Annotated in this window: 15 protein-coding genes; 11 read left to right on the forward strand and 4 right to left on the reverse strand. The window is 67.0% G+C overall.

What is annotated here, in order from left to right; genetic code table 11:
• Positions 1 to 28 precede the first annotated feature (28 nt).
• Complete coding sequence (gene gabT, locus PV772_RS03385; RefSeq protein ID WP_141159671.1) at positions 29 to 1,399, forward strand: 4-aminobutyrate--2-oxoglutarate transaminase; 1,371 nt, start codon at positions 29 to 31, stop codon at positions 1,397 to 1,399.
• A 110-nt stretch (positions 1,400 to 1,509) separates the two neighbouring features.
• Here gabT and rarD read toward each other — a convergent pair whose 3' ends face one another.
• Positions 1,510 to 2,454 (reverse strand): EamA family transporter RarD, encoded by a 945-nt coding sequence (gene rarD / locus PV772_RS03390; RefSeq protein ID WP_307361489.1) that lies wholly within the window; start codon positions 2,452 to 2,454, stop codon positions 1,510 to 1,512.
• Between the two features lie 179 nt (positions 2,455 to 2,633).
• Here rarD and PV772_RS03395 point away from each other — a divergent pair, with 179 nt between their 5' ends.
• From PV772_RS03395 to PV772_RS03435, 9 genes are all read left to right on the forward strand, one after another.
• Complete coding sequence (locus PV772_RS03395) at positions 2,634 to 3,629, forward strand: DNA topoisomerase IB (RefSeq protein WP_141159673.1); 996 nt, start codon at positions 2,634 to 2,636, stop codon at positions 3,627 to 3,629.
• A 75-nt stretch (positions 3,630 to 3,704) separates the two neighbouring features.
• Positions 3,705 to 5,135: an FAD-dependent oxidoreductase gene (locus PV772_RS03400; protein ID WP_347885356.1), complete on the forward strand. Its 1,431-nt coding sequence runs from the start codon at positions 3,705 to 3,707 to the stop codon at positions 5,133 to 5,135.
• A 40-nt stretch (positions 5,136 to 5,175) separates the two neighbouring features.
• Positions 5,176 to 5,787, forward strand: a complete 612-nt coding sequence (locus tag PV772_RS03405; RefSeq protein WP_141182179.1) for a TetR/AcrR family transcriptional regulator — start codon at positions 5,176 to 5,178, stop codon at positions 5,785 to 5,787.
• The gene (locus PV772_RS03410) at positions 5,787 to 7,061 is read left to right on the forward strand and encodes a nucleotide disphospho-sugar-binding domain-containing protein (RefSeq protein WP_347885357.1); all 1,275 of its coding nucleotides are present in this window, start codon (positions 5,787 to 5,789) and stop codon (positions 7,059 to 7,061) included. The genes PV772_RS03405 and PV772_RS03410 overlap by 1 nt, the downstream gene beginning before the upstream one ends.
• An 81-nt stretch (positions 7,062 to 7,142) precedes the next feature.
• Complete coding sequence (locus PV772_RS03415) at positions 7,143 to 8,483, forward strand: GAF domain-containing protein (protein ID WP_347885358.1); 1,341 nt, start codon at positions 7,143 to 7,145, stop codon at positions 8,481 to 8,483.
• 171 nt (positions 8,484 to 8,654) lie between these two features.
• Positions 8,655 to 10,178: an aldehyde dehydrogenase family protein gene (locus PV772_RS03420; protein WP_141159678.1), complete on the forward strand. Its 1,524-nt coding sequence runs from the start codon at positions 8,655 to 8,657 to the stop codon at positions 10,176 to 10,178.
• A 48-nt stretch (positions 10,179 to 10,226) separates the two neighbouring features.
• Positions 10,227 to 11,249, forward strand: a complete 1,023-nt coding sequence (gene adhP, locus PV772_RS03425) for an alcohol dehydrogenase AdhP (protein ID WP_210411381.1) — start codon at positions 10,227 to 10,229, stop codon at positions 11,247 to 11,249.
• A complete protein-coding gene (locus tag PV772_RS03430; protein WP_347885359.1) occupies positions 11,249 to 11,656 on the forward strand; it encodes a DUF779 domain-containing protein in 408 nt (135 codons plus the stop codon). Before adhP ends, PV772_RS03430 begins: the two co-directional genes overlap by 1 nt.
• Before the next feature lie 174 nt (positions 11,657 to 11,830).
• Entirely contained in the window at positions 11,831 to 13,399 is a 1,569-nt protein-coding gene (locus PV772_RS03435) for an amino acid permease (protein WP_347885360.1), read from the forward strand.
• Between the two features lie 116 nt (positions 13,400 to 13,515).
• Here the strand turns inward: PV772_RS03435 and PV772_RS03440 are convergent, their stop codons facing one another.
• From PV772_RS03440 to PV772_RS03450, 3 genes are all read right to left on the reverse strand, one after another.
• Positions 13,516 to 14,151, reverse strand: a complete 636-nt coding sequence (locus PV772_RS03440; RefSeq protein ID WP_347885361.1) for a DUF2461 domain-containing protein — start codon at positions 14,149 to 14,151, stop codon at positions 13,516 to 13,518.
• A 134-nt stretch (positions 14,152 to 14,285) separates the two neighbouring features.
• Positions 14,286 to 15,782, reverse strand: coding sequence for a catalase (locus tag PV772_RS03445; protein WP_347885362.1), 1,497 nt, complete (start codon positions 15,780 to 15,782; stop codon positions 14,286 to 14,288).
• A 7-nt stretch (positions 15,783 to 15,789) separates the two neighbouring features.
• The gene (locus PV772_RS03450; RefSeq protein ID WP_141182171.1) at positions 15,790 to 16,275 is read right to left on the reverse strand and encodes a Fur family transcriptional regulator; all 486 of its coding nucleotides are present in this window, start codon (positions 16,273 to 16,275) and stop codon (positions 15,790 to 15,792) included.
• 80 nt (positions 16,276 to 16,355) lie between these two features.
• Between PV772_RS03450 and PV772_RS03455 the strand changes: the two genes are divergently transcribed.
• A complete protein-coding gene (locus PV772_RS03455; RefSeq protein ID WP_347885363.1) occupies positions 16,356 to 17,627 on the forward strand; it encodes an MFS transporter in 1,272 nt (423 codons plus the stop codon).
• Positions 17,628 to 17,653 lie beyond the last annotated feature (26 nt).

Genomic DNA, 17,653 nt, shown 5'->3' on the forward strand with positions numbered 1-17,653 from the left:
TCCGCTCCCACCTGTAAGAAAGAACATCATGACCACCACCGCATCAGACATCACCTTCCGCCTGGAGCAGAAGCGCAACGTCCAGGCCGACTTCCCGGGCCCCAAGTCCGTGGCACTGACTGAGCGCCGCAAGTCCGTGGTGGCTGCCGGCGTCGCCTCCAGCGTCCCGGTCTACGTTGCCGACGCCGACGGCGGCATCATCCACGACGTCGACGGCAACTCCTTCATCGACCTGGGCTCCGGCATCGCGGTGACCAGCGTGGGCGCGTCCGATCCCGCCGTCGTCGGTGCCGTCAAGGAAGCCGTGGAGCACTTCACCCATACCTGCTTCATGGTCACCCCGTACGAAGGCTACGTGGCGGTGGCCGAGCAGCTGAACCGGCTCACCCCGGGCGACCACGAAAAGCGCACCGTCCTCTTCAACTCCGGCGCCGAGGCCGTGGAAAACGCCATCAAGGTGGCCCGCCTGGCCACCGGCCGGGACGCCGTTGTCGCCTTCGACCACGCCTACCACGGCCGCACCAACCTGACCATGGCGCTGACCGCGAAGGCCATGCCGTACAAGACTAACTTCGGCCCGTTCGCGCCCGAGGTCTACCGGATGCCCATGAGCTACCCGTACCGCGAGGAAAACCCCGCCATCACCGGTGCGGAGGCAGCCAAGCGCGCCATCACCATGATCGAGAAGCAGATCGGCGGCGACCAGGTTGCCGCGATCATCATCGAACCCATCCAGGGCGAGGGCGGCTTCATCGTCCCGGCCGAGGGCTTCCTGCCGGCGCTGGCCGCCTGGGCCAAGGAGAAGGGCATCGTCTTCATCGCCGACGAGGTCCAGTCCGGCTTCTGCCGCACGGGTGAATGGTTCGCCGTCAACCACGAAGGCATTGTCCCGGACATCATGACGATGGCCAAGGGCATCGCCGGCGGCATGCCGCTGTCCGCCATTACCGGCCGCGCCGACCTGCTGGATGCCGTGCACCCCGGTGGCCTGGGCGGCACCTACGGCGGCAACCCCGTGGCCTGCGCGGCTGCGTTGGCGTCCATCGGCTCCATGGAGGAGTACAACCTGAACGGCCGCGCCCGCCACATCGAATCCGTTGCCATGGCGCGCCTCCAGGAACTGCAGTCCGAGCTTGCCGCTGCCGGGACCGGCGTGATCGGCGATGTCCGCGGCCGTGGCGCCATGCTCGCCGTCGAACTTGTCCAGGCCGGTTCCAAGGAGCCGAACCCGGAGCTGACCAAGGCTGTTGCCGCCGCCTGCCTGAAGGAAGGCGTCATCATCCTCACCTGCGGCACCTACGGCAACGTCATCCGCCTGTTGCCCCCGCTGGTCATCACCGATGAACTGCTGGCAGACGGCCTGGAAGTCCTCGCCGCCGCCATCAAGGCCCACGCCTAGCCGGCACAGCTTTACCCGAAAACCCAGGAGGGTGGGGGCCCCCCCCCGGGCCCCCCCCCCGGGGGGGGGCCCCCCACCCGCGGCCCCACCCTCCTTGGCTTAAGTGTTGGTCAGGCGGCCTGCCGGAGCGCTGCCTTGCGGGCCAGGGAATTCCTGCGCGTGGTCCGCAGCATGTCCACGGTCAGCAGAAGCAGGGCCAGCCATACCACCCCGAAGCCGATCCAGCGTTCAGCAGTCATGGCCTCCCGGAACACCAGCAACGCCACCAGGAACTGCAGGACGGGAGCGAAATACTGCAGCAGTCCGATGGTGGTCATGGGCAACCGCCGCGCCGAGGCGCCGAAGAAGAGCAGCGGGACGGCGGTGATCACGCCGGATGCGAGCAGCAGCCAGAAGTGCCCCGCCCCCTGGGACGTGAGCGTGGAGCTGCCGCTTGCGGCCAGGACAACCATGGCGACGGCGGCCAGCGGGGCGAGCACCATGGTCTCCACGCTGAGGCTGGTGATGGCGTCCACCCTCGATCCCACCCGGTTCTTGACGAAGCCGTACAGGCCAAAGCTGAACGCCAGGGTCAGCGCGATCCACGGCAGTTTCCCGTAGGAGTAGGTGAGTACGCCCACTGCCACGAAGCCGACGCCGACGGCGGTCCACTGCAGCGGCCGCAGCCTTTCCTTCAGGACCAGCACCCCCAGCAGCACGGAAACCAGCGGGTTGATGAAATACCCCAGCGACGTTTCCACCGCCTGACCCGTTGTGACCCCATAGGTGTAGGTCAGCCAGTTGATGGCGATCAGGAACGCCGCCAGCGCCAGGGAACCAAAGACCCGCCGGTCCCGCAGCGCCACCGCGAGCACACCCCACGACCTGGTCACCGTGATCAGCAGGGCGCAGAACAGCAAGGACCACACCACGCGGTTGGCCACGATCTCGACGGCGCCCGCCGGCATCAGGATGTAGAAGTACAGCGGGAGCATCCCCCACAAAACGTATGCGCCGATGCCGAACAGCAGGCCCGCCGTGGATTCCTTGGCGACTGCCTTGGGGCCCGCGGGCATCGCATCACCTGCCGTGGAGCGTGACGTGGGGGAGGTGGCTACGGGGGTTCCTTCTGGCATGGGCACGCTGTCCATAACATCAGCCCGCGGGCAGGTATTCCAGCAGGTGGGCGTGTATTCCGGAAAATAGTCAGTAGGCTTGCTTTCATGACACGTGTCCGTTTCCGGGAGTCCGCGCCGTGAGGCTCCGCCGCAGCAACGCCTCGGGCCGCGGCTACCGCAGGGTTGCCGCCGGCAAGGGTTTCAGTTACCGGGACCTGGATGGCTCCACCCTTCCACCGGGTCCCGTCCGGGACCGCCTGGAAAGCATCGGCATCCCGCCGGCCTGGACCGACGTCTGGATCGCCCCTTTTGACAACGGCCACATCCAGGCGACCGGAGTGGACGCCGTGGGGCGGCGCCAGTACATCTATCATCCCGAGTGGCGCGAGCGTAAGGACCGGGTGAAATTTGACCGGTCCCTCCAGTTGGCCGAATCGCTGCCGGCAGCCCGGCGGCTGGTCACCATGGACCTGCGTGGTGAAGGCTTCTCCCGTGAGCGCGTCCTGGCAGGGGCGTTCCGGATGCTGGACAGCGGATCCCTGCGGGTGGGCTCGGAACGCTACACGAACGAGAACGGCAGCAGGGGCCTGGCCACCCTCCTGTGCGCCCACGTCCAGGTGCGGAAGGACCGGATCCTGCTGCGTTTCCCGGCCAAGAGCGGCAAGGACTGGGAATCGGAAATCCGCGACGCCGACCTCGCCGCCCTGCTGCGCCTGCTCAAACGGCGGGGACCGAACGCCCGGCTCCTGGCCTACAAAGAGGGCAGGACCTGGCGGCCGGTCACCAGCGCGGACATCAATGCCTACGTGAAGGAGCGGACCGGCTCGGACTTTACCGCCAAGGACTTCCGGACCCTTCGCGGGACGGTGGCCGCTGCGTCCAGCCTGGCACGGACCGGGGTCCAGCGGACTGCCGCCAAACGGAAAAGGGCCATCAGCCGTGCGATGTTCGAGGCCGCCGAAACACTGGGCAACACCCCCTCCATCGCGCGCAAAAGCTACGTGGACCCGCGGGTGGTGGACCACTACCACGACGGCGAAACCATCGATCCGAAGCGCCTGGACTCGGCGGAATCAGAACTCAGGGCCCTCCTGTACCGCGAAGGCAAGGTGGTGGCCCTGGCCGCCAACTAGAATGGGGGACTGTGCGCTGCACTATGCGGCGCACCCTCATGAAACATGAGCAGGACCAGTTCAGAAGGGTTCCCGGTGTCCAATCACAGCGAAACCGCCGCCAACCGTCCCCTCCGCGTCGCCATCGTCGGCGCGGGACCGGCAGGAGTCTATGCTGCGGACATCCTCACCAAGTCCAGCGGGGTCAAGGACGGCGACTTCCAGGTCAGCATCGACCTCTTCGAGGCCTACCCGGCGCCCTACGGATTGATCAGGTACGGCGTGGCACCGGACCATCCCCGGATCAAGGGCATCGTGAACGCCCTGCACAAGGTCCTGGACCGCGGCGACATCCGGTTCCTGGGCAACGTGACCTACGGCCGGGACCTCACCCTGCACGATTTCCGGGCCTTCTATGACGCCGTGATTTTCTCCACCGGAGCCATCAAGGACGCGGACCTGGACATTCCCGGCATCGATCTGCGCGGCTCTTTCGGCGGCGCCGATTTCGTCTCCTGGTACGACGGCCACCCGGACGTGCCGCGGGAGTGGCCGCTGGAGGCGAAGGAAATCGCCGTGATCGGCAACGGCAACGTGGCCCTGGACGTGGCCCGCATGCTGGTCAAGCACCCCGAGGAACTGCTCACCACGGAGATCCCGGACAACGTCTACCAGGGCCTGAAAGCGTCCCCCGTCACGGACGTGCACGTCTTTGGCCGCCGCGGCCCCGCCCAGGTCAAGTTCACCCCGCTGGAGCTGCGGGAACTGAGCCACATGGACGATGTGGACATTGTCCTCTACCCCGAGGATTTCGAATTCGACGACGCGTCGGACGAGGCCATCCGCACCAACAACCAGGTCAAGACCATGGTGAACACCCTCACCAACTGGCTGGTGGAGGAGCACGCGGAGTCGGACAACCCTTCCTCCCGCAGGCTGCACCTGCACTTCCTGCACAGCCCCGTTGAACTGCTCGACGACGGCACGGGCAAAGTGGGCGGCATCAAGTTCGAGCGCATGCAGCTGGACGGGACCGGCAACGCCAAGGGCACGGGGGAGTACGTGGAGTACCCGGTCCAGGCCGTCTACCGGGCCATCGGCTACCACGGCTCCGCACTGGACGAACTGGAGTACGACGCCAAGCGGGGCGTCATCCCCAACGAAGGCGGCCGGGTCCTCGATGCCGAAGGCAACCCCGTTCCGGGCATCTACACCACAGGCTGGATCAAGCGCGGCCCCGTGGGCCTGATCGGCCACACCAAAGGCGACGCACTGGAGACCATCGGCTTCCTGCTGGAGGACCGGTTGAACCTCCCGGCGGCCAAGAACCCGGACCCCCAGGCCATCATCGACCTGCTCGAGGAACGCGGCATCGAATACACCACCTGGGAAGGGTGGAACAAGCTCGACGCCCACGAGGCCGGACTGGGTGCCGCCTGGACCGGACCCGACGGCCTGGACCATGTAGTCCGCGAGCGCATCAAGGTGGTGCCGCGCGAGGAGATGATCCGCATCTCCCGCGGCTGACCACTACCCCCGGCGGGGCATTCGAGTTAATCTGATTAACATGAATACGGCCGGGGCGGGAACCCGTCCCTACAGCTCCCCCAAGCGCGCCACCTCCGCGCAGGAAACCGGGCGCCGGATCCTGCAGGCAACGCTGGGCCTCTTCATGGAGGGGCCCATCGCCGACGTGACGCTGAACGCCGTTGCGGCCCGCGCAGGGGTGACCGTCCAGACCGTTATCCGCCGCTACGGCGACCGCCTGGGCCTGATCCACGCCACCGCGGAATTCGCTTCAGCGGAGGTTGCCGGCCAGCGAGGTGCCGCTCCTCCCGGCGACGTCCCCGCCGCCGTCGACAATCTCCTGGAGCACTACGAAACCACCGGCGCCCTGGCCCTGAAGATGCTGGCCGAGGAGGAAACTTCCCCCGTGCTCGCCGAGATCACCGAAGGCGGGCGGCAGTTCCACCGGGAGTGGTGCGAACGCGTCTTCGCGCCCTTCCTGACGGATGACTTCCTGCCGGACGGGGTGGAGCGGAAGCGCCGCTTTGCCCAGTTCGTCGCCCTCTGCGACGTCTACACCTGGAAACTGCTGCGCCTCGATGCCGGGCTCAGCCGCGACCAGGTGGCCCATTGTCTGCTCGAAATGCTGGAACCCTTCATCCGGAGGCCCTGATGTCCACCGTCCTTGCCTACACCTCTCCCGCCATCGGCCACCTTTTCCCGATGGTCCCGCTGCTCCAGGAGCTGAAGGCCCGCGGCCATGATGTCCACGTCCGTACCCTGCGCCGGCAGGTCCCGCTGCTGCTGGAGGCGGGGTTCCATGCCGGACCGGTAGATGACCGGATACTCGCGGTCGAGGCCGCTGACTACCGCGCCAACAACGCGAAGGCGGCCTTGGCTTCCAGCGTGGAGACCTTCACGGCCCGTGCCAGGTTCGACGCCCCGGACTTGCAGCAGGCCATTGCTGACGTTCGCCCCGACCTGCTGCTCATCGACATCAACGCCTGGGGAGCCCGCATCCAGGCCGAATCCTCGGGGCTGCCGTGGGCCACCTTCAGCCCTTACACCCCGCCGCTGCAGTCGAGGGGAACCCCGCCGTTCGGACCCGGGCTTGCGCCCATGTCCGGCCCGCTGGGGAGGGCCCGTGATGCACTGGCCCGCCGCCTGGTGATCGGCGCCGTGGAAAAGCTGATGCTGCCGCGCATCAACTCGCTGCGGACGGAGCTGTCCGCCGGCCATCTTCCACCTGTCAGCGGTGCGGACGAGATGTTCCGCACCGCGCCGCTGATGCTCGTGGCCACGTCGCAGCCGTTCGAGTACCCGCATCCGGACTGGGGCCCGGATGTGCGGATAATCGGCGCCCTCGCCTGGGAACCGCCGGCCGACCCTCCGGCCTGGCTCCGGGACGGCCAAGGCTCCGTGGTCCTGGTGACCACGTCCTCCGAGTACCAGGCGGACGAAGCCATTGTGCGGACCGCCCTGGCCGGACTTGCCGGGGAGCCCTTCACCGTCGTCGCCACCCTCCCGGCAGCCCGGACCGGCTCGGCAGGTGCCGCCAAAGCCGCCGGCACGGACCATTTCGGGCCTTTGCCGGCCAATGCGCGGCTGGAGTATTTCGTCCCGCATGGACGTGTCCTCGAGCGGGCAGCGGTGGCCATCACCCACGGCGGGATGGGCGCCACGCAGAAAGCGCTGGCACAGGGAGTGCCCGTGGTGGTGGTCCCGTTTGGCCGCGATCAGCACGAGGTGGCAGCGCGGGTGGCAGCAGCCGACGCCGGGGTGCGGCTGAGCCGGAAACACCTTACTCCGGAGCGGCTCCGGGCAGCCGTCCACCAGGCCCTGGGCAAGGCGCCTGGCGCGCGGCGCGTCGCCGCCGGCTACGCTGCCGCGGGCGGAGCAGTTGCAGGGGTGGATGCGCTGGAGGAACTGGTCCGGGTGCGCCGGTGACACAGGGGTGTTGTCCGGCTATGCTGGCTGGGCCACCTTCCAGCCGTGCCTCGCCGGACAAGACTCCGGAACGGGAGTTCGATGACGAACCTGCTCCACCCTGAACCGCGCCAGCGTGCCGCCCTGGCCGGCCATGAGCGCCTTGGATCGGACCCCGGCGCCGCCACCCCCGAGATCCCGGGGCTGCGCAACCTCATCAGGGAGTCCTGGCAGCGCTCGGCGGGCTTCAAGGCCAACCCTGACAATGCGGCCGCGCCGCTGGCCCTCGACTGGGACGAGCTGGAGGACTACCGCCGGCAGCACCCGCTGGCCGCGATCATGCCGGTCATCAACAAATTGCTGGTCCAGCCCAGCCATGACAGCGGGCTCCTGGTTGCGGTGGGCGACGAGGTGGGCAGGCTCCTGTGGGTGGACGGCGACCCCACGCTCCAGCGCCGCGCCGAAGGCATGATGTTCGTCCCCGGTGCAGACTGGTCCGAGGCCAGTGTTGGTACCAGTGCCCCGGGAACGGCCCTGGCCCTGGGCAAGGGCATCCAGATCGCCGGCGCGGAGCATTATCAGCGGACAGTCCATCCCTGGAGCTGCACCGCCGTCCCCTTCCACGACCCCGATTCCGGCGCCGTGCTGGGCGTGGTGGACATTACCGGAACGGCCACCGCGGTGGCGCCGCATACGTTGTCGCTCGTGGAGGCCACGGTGGCGGCCGCCCAGGCGCAGCTGCGGGTGGAGCGCCTGCAGCACGCGGCGGAGCTGGCCAGGAAGCCCGTACGACGGCGGTCCCCGGCTGCCGCCGGACGCGGCGGCGGTGCCACGGAAGGCAGCCTCTACCGCAACAGCCTGCAGCTGCTGGGGCGCGACCAGGCCCTCCTCAGCCTTGGCGGCAGGACCGTTTCCCTGTCCGCGCGGCACAGCGAGATCCTGGCCCTGCTGAGCGCCCATCCGAAAGGACTCAGCGCCGAGGAACTCTCTTCGCTGCTCTACCCGGGGGATGGCTCCACCATCACGCTGCGGGCAGAGATGGTCCGGCTGCGCAAGGTCGTCCAGCAGCTGAGCCCCGACGCCGTTCCAGGCTCACGCCCTTACCGGCTCCCCCTGGACCTCGTGCCGGACACCGGCCAGGTGCTCAGCTGCCTGCAGCGCGGTGCGCACCGGATTGCCCTGGAGATCTACCGCGGCGAGGTGCTGCCGCGCTCGGAGGCGCCCGGCATTCTCGACCTTCGGACCAGGGTGTCGTCCCTGCTCCGGGAGGCGGTCCTCACGGACGGCAGTGCCGAGTCCCTGCTCAAGTACGCTGCGCTCCCGGAGGCCAGGGACGACGTCGTCATCCGCCGCGCCGCGCTCCGCCTCCTGCCGCCGCGCTCACCCAAGCGGGCCGCCGTGGTGGCCGACCTGGAACGGCTGGAAGCCGAACTGCACGCCTGAACGGCGGCCGGTGCGGTGGAACTTGTCGAAACCGGGTGTGGACAAGTCCAACCCCGGTTGTGACCTGCGTCGCATCGTTGCAACCTGGCTGCAACCTCCCCGCTCCTACGCTGGCATCATCGGCGAGCGCCCCTATGGGCCAGCCTTCTGCACAGCAAAGGAGCTAAGCACATGACCGTTTACGCACAGCCGGGAACCGACGGTTCGAAGGTCACCTTCAAGGACCGCTACGAGAACTGGATTGGCGGCGAATGGGTGGCCCCGGTAAAGGGCCAGTACTTCGAAAACATCACCCCGGTGACGGGCAAGGCGTTCTGCCAGGTGGCCCGCGGCACCGCCGAGGACGTCGAGCTCGCCCTGGATGCGGCACACAAGGCCGCACCCTCCTGGGGCAAGACCTCCGTGGCGGAACGGGCCGCCATCCTGAACAAGATCGCCGACCGCATCGACGAGAACCTCGAGATGCTCGCCGTCGCCGAAACCTGGGACAACGGCAAGCCCGTCCGGGAAACCCTCAACGCCGACCTGCCCCTTGCCGCGGACCACTTCCGCTACTTCGCCTCAGCAGTCCGGGCCCAGGAGGGCAGCCTCTCCCAGCTCGATGACAACACCACCGCCTACCACTTCCACGAACCCCTGGGTGTGGTGGGCCAGATCATCCCCTGGAACTTCCCCATCCTGATGGCCGTCTGGAAGCTTGCGCCCGCGCTCGCCGCAGGCAACACCGTGGTGCTCAAGCCCGCGGAGCAGACGCCGTCGTCCATCCTGGTGCTGATGGAACTGATCGGGGACCTGCTGCCCGCCGGCGTGGTGAACGTGGTCAACGGTTTCGGCGTGGAGGCCGGCAAGCCGCTGGCATCCAGTTCCCGGATCCGGAAGATCGCCTTCACCGGTGAAACCACCACCGGGCGGCTGATCAGCCAATACGCCAGCCAGAACCTGATTCCCGTCACCCTGGAACTGGGCGGCAAGAGCCCCAACATCTTCTTCAACGATGTTGCCCAGGAAAACGACGCCTTCTACGACAAGGCCCAGGAGGGCTTTGCGCTGTTCGCCTTCAACCAGGGCGAAGTCTGCACCTGCCCCTCGCGGGCGCTGATCCAGGAAGACATCTACGACTCCTTCATGGCCGATGCCGTGGCACGGGTGGAAAAGATGATCCAGGGCAACCCGCTGGACACCGACACGCAGGTGGGCGCCCAGGCTTCCAACGACCAGCTGGAGAAGATCCTTTCCTACATCGACATCGGAAAGCAGGAAGGCGCCAAGGTGCTCACCGGCGGCGCGCGGGCCGAACTCCCCGGCGACCTCGCGGGTGGATTCTACGTCCAGCCCACTGTGTTCGAAGGCCACAACCGGATGCGGATCTTCCAGGAGGAGATCTTCGGCCCCGTGGTGGCCGTCACCCGGTTCAGCGACTACAACGACGCCATGGGCATCGCCAACGACACCCTTTACGGACTGGGCGCCGGCGTCTGGTCCCGCAGCGGCAACGTTGCCTACCGCGCCGGCCGCGAAATCCAGGCCGGCCGCGTCTGGGTCAACAACTACCACGCCTACCCGGCAGGTGCCGCCTTCGGCGGCTACAAGTCCTCGGGCATCGGGCGCGAGAACCACGCCATGATGCTGGACCACTACCAGCAGACCAAGAACCTGCTGGTGAGCTACGACGAAAACAAGCTGGGCTTCTTCTAGGCCCGATCCGTACCACTGAACGACTACAACGAAGCAGGGATTTCGCCAATGACGACGACAATGCAAGCAGCAGTAGTAACCGAATTCGGCACCGACCTCAAGGTCAAGGACATCGCCATTCCCGAGCCGGGGCCAGGACAGGCGCTGGTCAAGGTCCTGACCACCGGCGTCTGCCACACCGACCTCCACGCCGCGGAAGGCGACTGGCCGGTCAAACCATCCCCTCCATTCGTTCCCGGCCATGAGGGCGTGGGCGAAGTGGTGGCCCTGGGCGAGGGGGTTTCAGACCTCGCGGTTGGTGACCTGGTGGGCAACGCCTGGCTGTGGTCAGCCTGTGGCGACTGCCAGTACTGCCGCACCGGGTGGGAAACGCTCTGCGAGGCGCAGCAGAACGGCGGATACAGCGTGGACGGTTCCTTCGGCGAATACATGCTGGTGGACTCCCGGTTCGCGGCCCGCATACCGGCGGGATCCGACCCCGTCGAGGTGGCGCCGGTGCTGTGCGCCGGCGTCACCGTCTACAAGGGCCTGAAGATGACCGAGACCCGGCCGGGGCAGTGGGTCACCATCTCGGGCATCGGTGGCTTGGGGCATATTGCCGTGCAGTACGCCGTGGCCATGGGGCTTCGTGTCGCCGCCGTGGACATCGCCGACGACAAACTGGCCCTTGCCAAGGCCCACGGCGCCGAACTTACGGTCAACGCGCTGCACGAGGACCCGGCCGAAGTGATCCAGCGGGAAACAGGAGGCTGCCATGGAGTGCTGGTTACGGCGGTGCACCCGTCGGCGTTCGGCCAGGCCATTGGCATGGCCCGGCGCGGCGGAACCATCGTGTTCAACGGATTGCCCCCAGGGGACTTTCCGGCTCCGATCTTCGAGATTGTGCTCAAGGGACTGACCGTCCGCGGTTCCATCGTCGGCACCCGGCAGGACCTTGAGGAGGCCCTGGACTTCTATGCCCGGGGAAAGATCCATCCCACGGTCTCCGTCCGGGGGTTGTCCGAGGTCAACGCGGTGTTCGATGAGATGAAGCACGCCAAGATCGACGGCCGCGTGGTGCTGAGGTTCTGATGCCCGCTGAAGGGTTGGCTGCCGCCGTGACGCTGCCCGGGGAAGACTTCTCCCGGGTGGCGCTCACGCCGCCTGCCGTGGACCTGCTCCGGATGCTGTGGGAAAGGCATGGACCGCTCATGTTCCACCAGTCCGGCGGCTGCTGCGACGGGTCCTCGCCCATGTGCTATCCGGCCGGGGATTTCATCACGGGTGACTCCGACGTGCTCCTGGGGCTGTTCGACCTGTCGGACGGGCTGCAGCCCCGGCCGCTGGAATTCTGGATGTCCCGGGAGCAGTTCAACTACTGGAGCCACACCCACCTCACCGTCGACGTCGTACCGGGCCGGGGCAGCGGCTTTTCCGTTGAAGCGCCTGAGGGTAAACGCTTCCTCATCCGGTCAACGTTGATGGACTGGCCGTCCTAGGAAGTTCGATAAAGAACGCTCGGGGCTCTCCAGCCGGAGGGCCCCGAGCCAGTTCACAGAAGAATGTTCGGCCTTAAGGGTGTCTCACTATTCGGGACGATTGGGACCGTCCAGTGGATGGACAGTACCGTTGATAGGTCTGTTTCCCTCACAAACCAGGATTGTGACCCCCTAATGAACCTTCTGCGGACAAAATCCATCGAGCAGTCGATCGCCGACGCCGATGAGCCCGGACGCAAGCTCAAGCGTTCCCTCAGCACCTGGGACCTCATGATCATGGGCGTCGCCGTTGCTGTCGGCGCCGGTATCTTCTCGGTCGGCGCCAAAGCCGCTGCCAACTTTGCAGGTCCCGCCGTGACGCTCTCCTTCGCGATCGCCGCGGTCACCTGCGCGCTGGCCATCATGTGCTACGCCGAGTTCGCCACCGCCATCCCCGTGGCCGGCTCCGCGTACGTCTTTACCTACGCCACCATGGGCGAACTCCTTGCCTGGATCATCGGCTGGAACCTGATCCTCGAGCTGTTCACGGCCGCCGCCGTGATCGCCAAATACTGGGGCATCTACCTCAGCAAGGTCTTCGCGCTCACTGGCCTGGACGTCCCGCCGGCCATCTCGCTGGGCGGCGTGGACCTCTACTGGGGCGCTTTCCTGATCGTGGCCATCTTCACGGTGCTGCTGGTGCTGGGCACCAAGCTTTCCGCCCGCGTGGGCAACATCTTCACCCTGATCAAGATCGCCGTGGTGCTGTTCGTGATCGTGGTGGGCTTCACCTACGTGAAGTTCGAGAACTACACGCCGTTCGTTCCTGCAGCTGAGCCCACGGCCGGCAATGGCGCTGCGGACGTCCTGAAGCAGTCCTTCTTCGGCTTCCTGACCGGTGCCGCTCCCGCCCAGTACGGCACCATGGGCATCTTCGCCGGTGCCGCCCTGGTGTTCTTCGCCTTCATCGGCTTCGACGTGGTGGCCACCTCCGCCGAGGAAGTGAAGAACCCGCAGAAGACCCTGCCCCGCGGCATCTTCGGCGGCCTGGCCCTGGTCACGCTGCTCTACATCCTCGTGTCCCTGGCCCTGACCGGCATGGTGTCCTACACCCAGCTGGCTGAAGCCAAGAGCCCTACCCTCACCACCGCCTTCGAAGCCGTGGGCGACACCTCGGCCGCCAAGGTCATCGCCTTCGGTTCCCTCGTGGGCCTGACCACCGTGATCATGGTGCTCCTCATGGGCCTGTCCCGCGTGGTGCTGGCCATGAGCCGCGACGGACTGCTGCCCCGGGCCCTCTCCAAGACCAGTGACAAGCATTCCACGCCGGCCCGCCTCCAGATCATCTGCGGCGCAGCGGTTGCGCTTGTGGCGGGCCTGACCAACGTTGACCTGCTCGAGGAAATGATCAACATCGGCACCCTGTCGGCGTTCGTCGTGGTCAGCCTGGGCATCCTGGTGCTCCGCAGGAAGCGCCCGGACCTGAAGCCCGCGTTCCGCGTCCCGTTCGGCAAGGTGGTCCCCATCGTGTCTGCCGTGCTGTGCCTGTACCTGATGACCAACCTCGCCGTGGAGACCTGGATCTTCTTCGGTTTCTGGCTGGTGCTGGGCCTGGCCATCTACTTCGCGTACGGCCAGCGCCACTCACGGCTCAACGAGCGCTTCGCCGAGGCGAACGCGTCGGTCAACGGCACCCCAGCGGCTACCGGAACGCCCGGTTCCTCGGTGGAGCCGGCGGACGAAGATGAGCTGAGCCGGACCTGACGGCCGGCCTCACCGGCTGATGCTGAACTGCCCGCCCGGCCTGCGCCGGGCGGGCAGTTGCGTTTCCGGCGCTTCCTGGGTTCCTGGCGGCCCGCACCCCTGTTGCAGCGTTCCGGTCACGGCGCCGCGTACCGGCCAACCCATTCCACGAGCGGCCGCAGCTCCCGCCACCGTTCCGCGATCCGGTCCCTCGCGGCCGGTGTTGACACCCATTCCGGCTGGCCCACCTCGACACCCGCGGACAGCGATTTGTGCTTGAGCAGTTCGGCGCGGGGATGGTCCTTGTCGAAACCGCGCGGGACGGTTTTAAGCTTCTCGCCTTCGATGGCAAAGCCGGCCCCTGCCATGGCATCCACAATGCCCTGCAGGGCGGCGCCGCTGGCGGAGGCGTCGGCGGCGGCGCGGAACCGTGCCAGTTGGGCGGGCGTGTGGGAGTGGTAGCCGCCGCCTATCAACAGTCCATCTGCGTTGATCTGGAGGTAGAAACCCACGCCTTCCTGGCGTGCGGCAAATGCTCCCTGGGCAGTCTTGTACGGCGACTTGTCCAACGAAAAACGGATGTCCCGGTTGGGTCGGAAGAGCTTGGCAGGTCCGAACTCGGGCTCCAGCTCGGCGAGCAGGGCGGTGAGCGGCTGCTTCACGGCCTCCTCATACGTCGCCTTGTGTTCCAGCCACCAGTCGCGGTTGTTGTTGTCTTCCAGCTGCGCGTAGAAGCCAAAGGCCTCCGGGGGAATGCCTGCGAAAGTACTCATGTACGGAGCCTAGGGCTGCCTGCCGCAACCGGCCAGATCCCCGTTGCCGTATGTGCACAACCGGGACCGGAGAGCAGAACACCCCGCCACGGATGACCGTGGCGGGGTGTTCTTCAGTTCAGCCGGCAGGCAGGTCAGCCGATCTTGTTGGCGGACTCTGCATCCGAGGTGGGCGCCGACGGGGCAGCCACGGTGCCGAGGTTGGCGCGCAGCTTGGCGCCGAGCTCCGCGTCAACGTTGGTCCAGTACTGGATGGCGCGTTCCTTGATGCCGGGGCTCTGCACGCCGCCCACGGCTCCACTGATGGTCTCCAGGAAGCGGGCCTTGGCGGCCTCGTCGTAGACCTCGCGGTACAGCGTTCCGGCCTGGACAAAGTCGCCGTCCTCGGCGTGCAGGGTGTGCGCGGCGAGGGTGAGCTCGCCGTCGTTCTCCCAGCCGCCGGCCGGGTTCTGCGGCTCCACGGCAGCCGGGCCGCCCACGGAGTTCGGCGCGTAGACCGGAACCGAGGGGGCGTTGAACAGGAAGCGGCCCTGCCCGTCCTGGCTGTAGTTGTTGACCTGGTTCTTGGGCTGGTTCACCGGGATCTGGGCGTGGTTGGTGCCCACGCGGTAGCGGTGTGCGTCCGCGTAGGAGAAGATGCGGGCCTGCAGCATCTTGTCCGGGGAGGCGGCGATGCCGGGCACGAAGTTCGACGGCGCAAAGGTGGCCTGCTCGATCTGCGCGAAGTAGTTCTCCGGGTTCTTGTTCAGCTCCATGGTGCCCACCTTGATCAGCGGGTAGTCCGCGTGCGGCCACACCTTGGTGAGGTCGAACGGGTTGAAGCGGTAGGTCTTGGCGTCCTCGTACGGCATCACCTGCACGTGCAGGTCCCAGGACGGGAAGTTGCCCGCGGCGATGTTCTCGGACAGGTCACGGATGTAGAAGTCGGCGTCCGAGCCGGCGAGCTGTTCGGCCTGCTCGGAGCTCATGGAGTTCACGCCCTGGTTGGACTTGAAGTGGTACTTGACCCAGAAGCGCTCGCCCTCGGCGTTGATCCACTGGTACGTGTGCGAGCCGTAGCCCTGCATCTCGCGCCAGGAGGCGGGCAGGCCGCGGTCACCCATGAGCCAGGTGACCTGGTGGGCGGACTCGGGGGACAGGGTCCAGAAGTCCCACTGCATGTCGGCGTCGCGCAGGTGGGTGCCCGGCAGGCGCTTCTGGGAGTGGATGAAGTCCGGGAACTTGATGCCGTCGCGGATGAAGAAGACGGGAGTGTTGTTGCCCACGAGGTCGTAGTTGCCCTCGGTGGTGTAGAACTTTACGGCGAAACCGCGGGGGTCGCGCCAGGTGTCCGGGGAACCGTTCTCGCCCGCGACGGAGGAGAAGCGGATCAGCATCTCGGTCTCGACGCCGGGCTGCAGGAACGCGGCCTTGGTGTACTTGGAGATGTCCTCGGTGGTCTTGAACGTGCCGAATGCGCCGCCGCCCTTGGCGTGCACTACGCGCTCCGGAACCCGCTCGCGGTTGAACTGGGCGAGCTTTTCGACGAGGTAGTGGTCGGTCAGGATGATGGCACCATCGGCACCAACTGACTTCGAGTGAGCGTCGGACGTAACCGGCGCACCTGACTGGGTTGTGGAAACGGCAGTCATTGTTCTCCTATTTCTCTTTTTCTTGCGAGGGACTGTGGGGAGGAAGCTGTTGGGCCTGCTGGCATTCCTGGCAGATGCCCTGGTACATGACGTCCGCGATCTGGATGGTCATCGGCTTGGCGTCCGGGTTCCAGTGCGGCGTCAGGCAGGGGGCATGGCCGACGGCGCAGTCCACATCCTCCACGCGGCCGCAGCTGATGCAGATGGCGTGGTGGTGGTTGTCGCCCACGCGCGTCTCATACAGGGCGGGGGAGTGCGGCGGCTCGAACCGGCGCAGCATGTGCAGGTCCGTCAGGTCGCCGAGGACCACGTAGACGGACTGGGCCGTGAGTTCCGGCAGCTCGGTCCGGGCGGCGGCAAGGATGCTTTCGGCAGGGGAATGGGGGTGGCGTTCGACGGCGGCGAGTACAGCGAGCCGCTGCTTGGTCACCCTGCGGCCGTGGGCGCGCAGGGCTGCTGCCCACGCGTCCTGGCCGTCAAAGTGCTCCGTCATGGCTCCATTGAAACACTTATTATTAATAACTCACAATAAGGCTCGGCTTACCTTCCCGCGCTGACCGCTAGTGTTGCGGGGTGGGGAAAATACTTGCCGATGTCACGCCGCTCAAGGAAAGCCCCGCATTCCGCCGGCTGTGGCTGGGATCGGCGGTGTCCGCCATCGGCAGCCAGCTGACCCTGGTGGCGGTGAGCCTTGAGGTGTACCGGCTGACCCAGGACAGCTTCTATGTGGGCCTGCTCGGGATCTTCGCCCTGGTGCCCCTGGTGGTTGGCGGCCTGATGGGCGGCTCGATCGCCGACGCGCACGACCGCCGCAGCATCGCCCTGCTGGCTTCCGCTGTCCTCTGGCTGACCACGGGGCTGATAGCGCTGCAGGCCTGGACGCAACTGGGCAACGTGTGGGTGCTGTATCTCCTCGTGGCGCTGCAAAGTGGGGCCCAGGCGATTAATCAGCCCGCACGCAGCGCCATCATCCCCATGCTGATCCGGAAGGAGCTCCTGCCTGCGGCCAACGCCCTGGGCATGCTGTCGCTTGGCCTTGCCATGACCGCCGGGCCGCTGCTGGCCGGCGTCCTGGTGGCGTGGCTGGGGTTCGGCTGGACCTACACCATCGACTTCGCCAGCTTCGCGTTCGTCCTGTGGGCTGTCTACCGGCTGCCGCCGATGCCGCCGGCAGGTACCCGCAGCAAAGTAGGAATCCGTTCCGTGATTGAAGGATTCCGCTTCCTGGGAACGCGGCCCAACCTCCGGATGACCTTCATCATCGACCTCGTGGCCATGATCCTTGCCCAGCCGCGGGCCCTCCTGCCCGCCGTTGCCGCCCTTATGATCGGCGGCGGCGAGGCCACCGTGGGCATCCTGCTGGCCTGCACCGCCGTCGGGGCCTTCCTGGCGGGCCTGTTCTCCGGCCCGCTGGGCAGCGTGCGCCGGCAGGGGACCGCCGTCGTCATCTCCGTGATGGGGTGGGGCGCGTCCATCGGCGCGTTCGGGCTGGTGGTGCTCCTCGCGGGGCCGGCGCCGGACGGTGCGGTGACCCTGTGGCTGCTGCCCGCCGCCGCCTGCTGCGCCCTGGCCGGGATCGCCGACTCCATCAGCAGCGTCTTCCGCAACACCATCCTCCAGGCCGCGGCGCCCGACCACCTGCGCGGACGCCTTCAGGGCGTGTTCATTGTGGTGGTGGCCGGCGGCCCGCGGATCGGGGACCTGCTGGCCGGCGGCGCGACTAAGCTTTTGAATGAGGGCTGGGTCCTGCTGGTTGGCGGTGTGCTGTGCATCGCGGGGGCGTGGCTGGCGGCAAAACTGCAGCCCGGCTTCCGGAAGTACGATGCCCGGAACCCGGTGCCCTAGCAAGCCGTTCCTTAAGCAAGGAGGAA

This window comes from Pseudarthrobacter sp. CC12, assembly GCF_039907755.1.
GTDB lineage: Bacteria > Actinomycetota > Actinomycetes > Actinomycetales > Micrococcaceae > Arthrobacter > Arthrobacter niigatensis.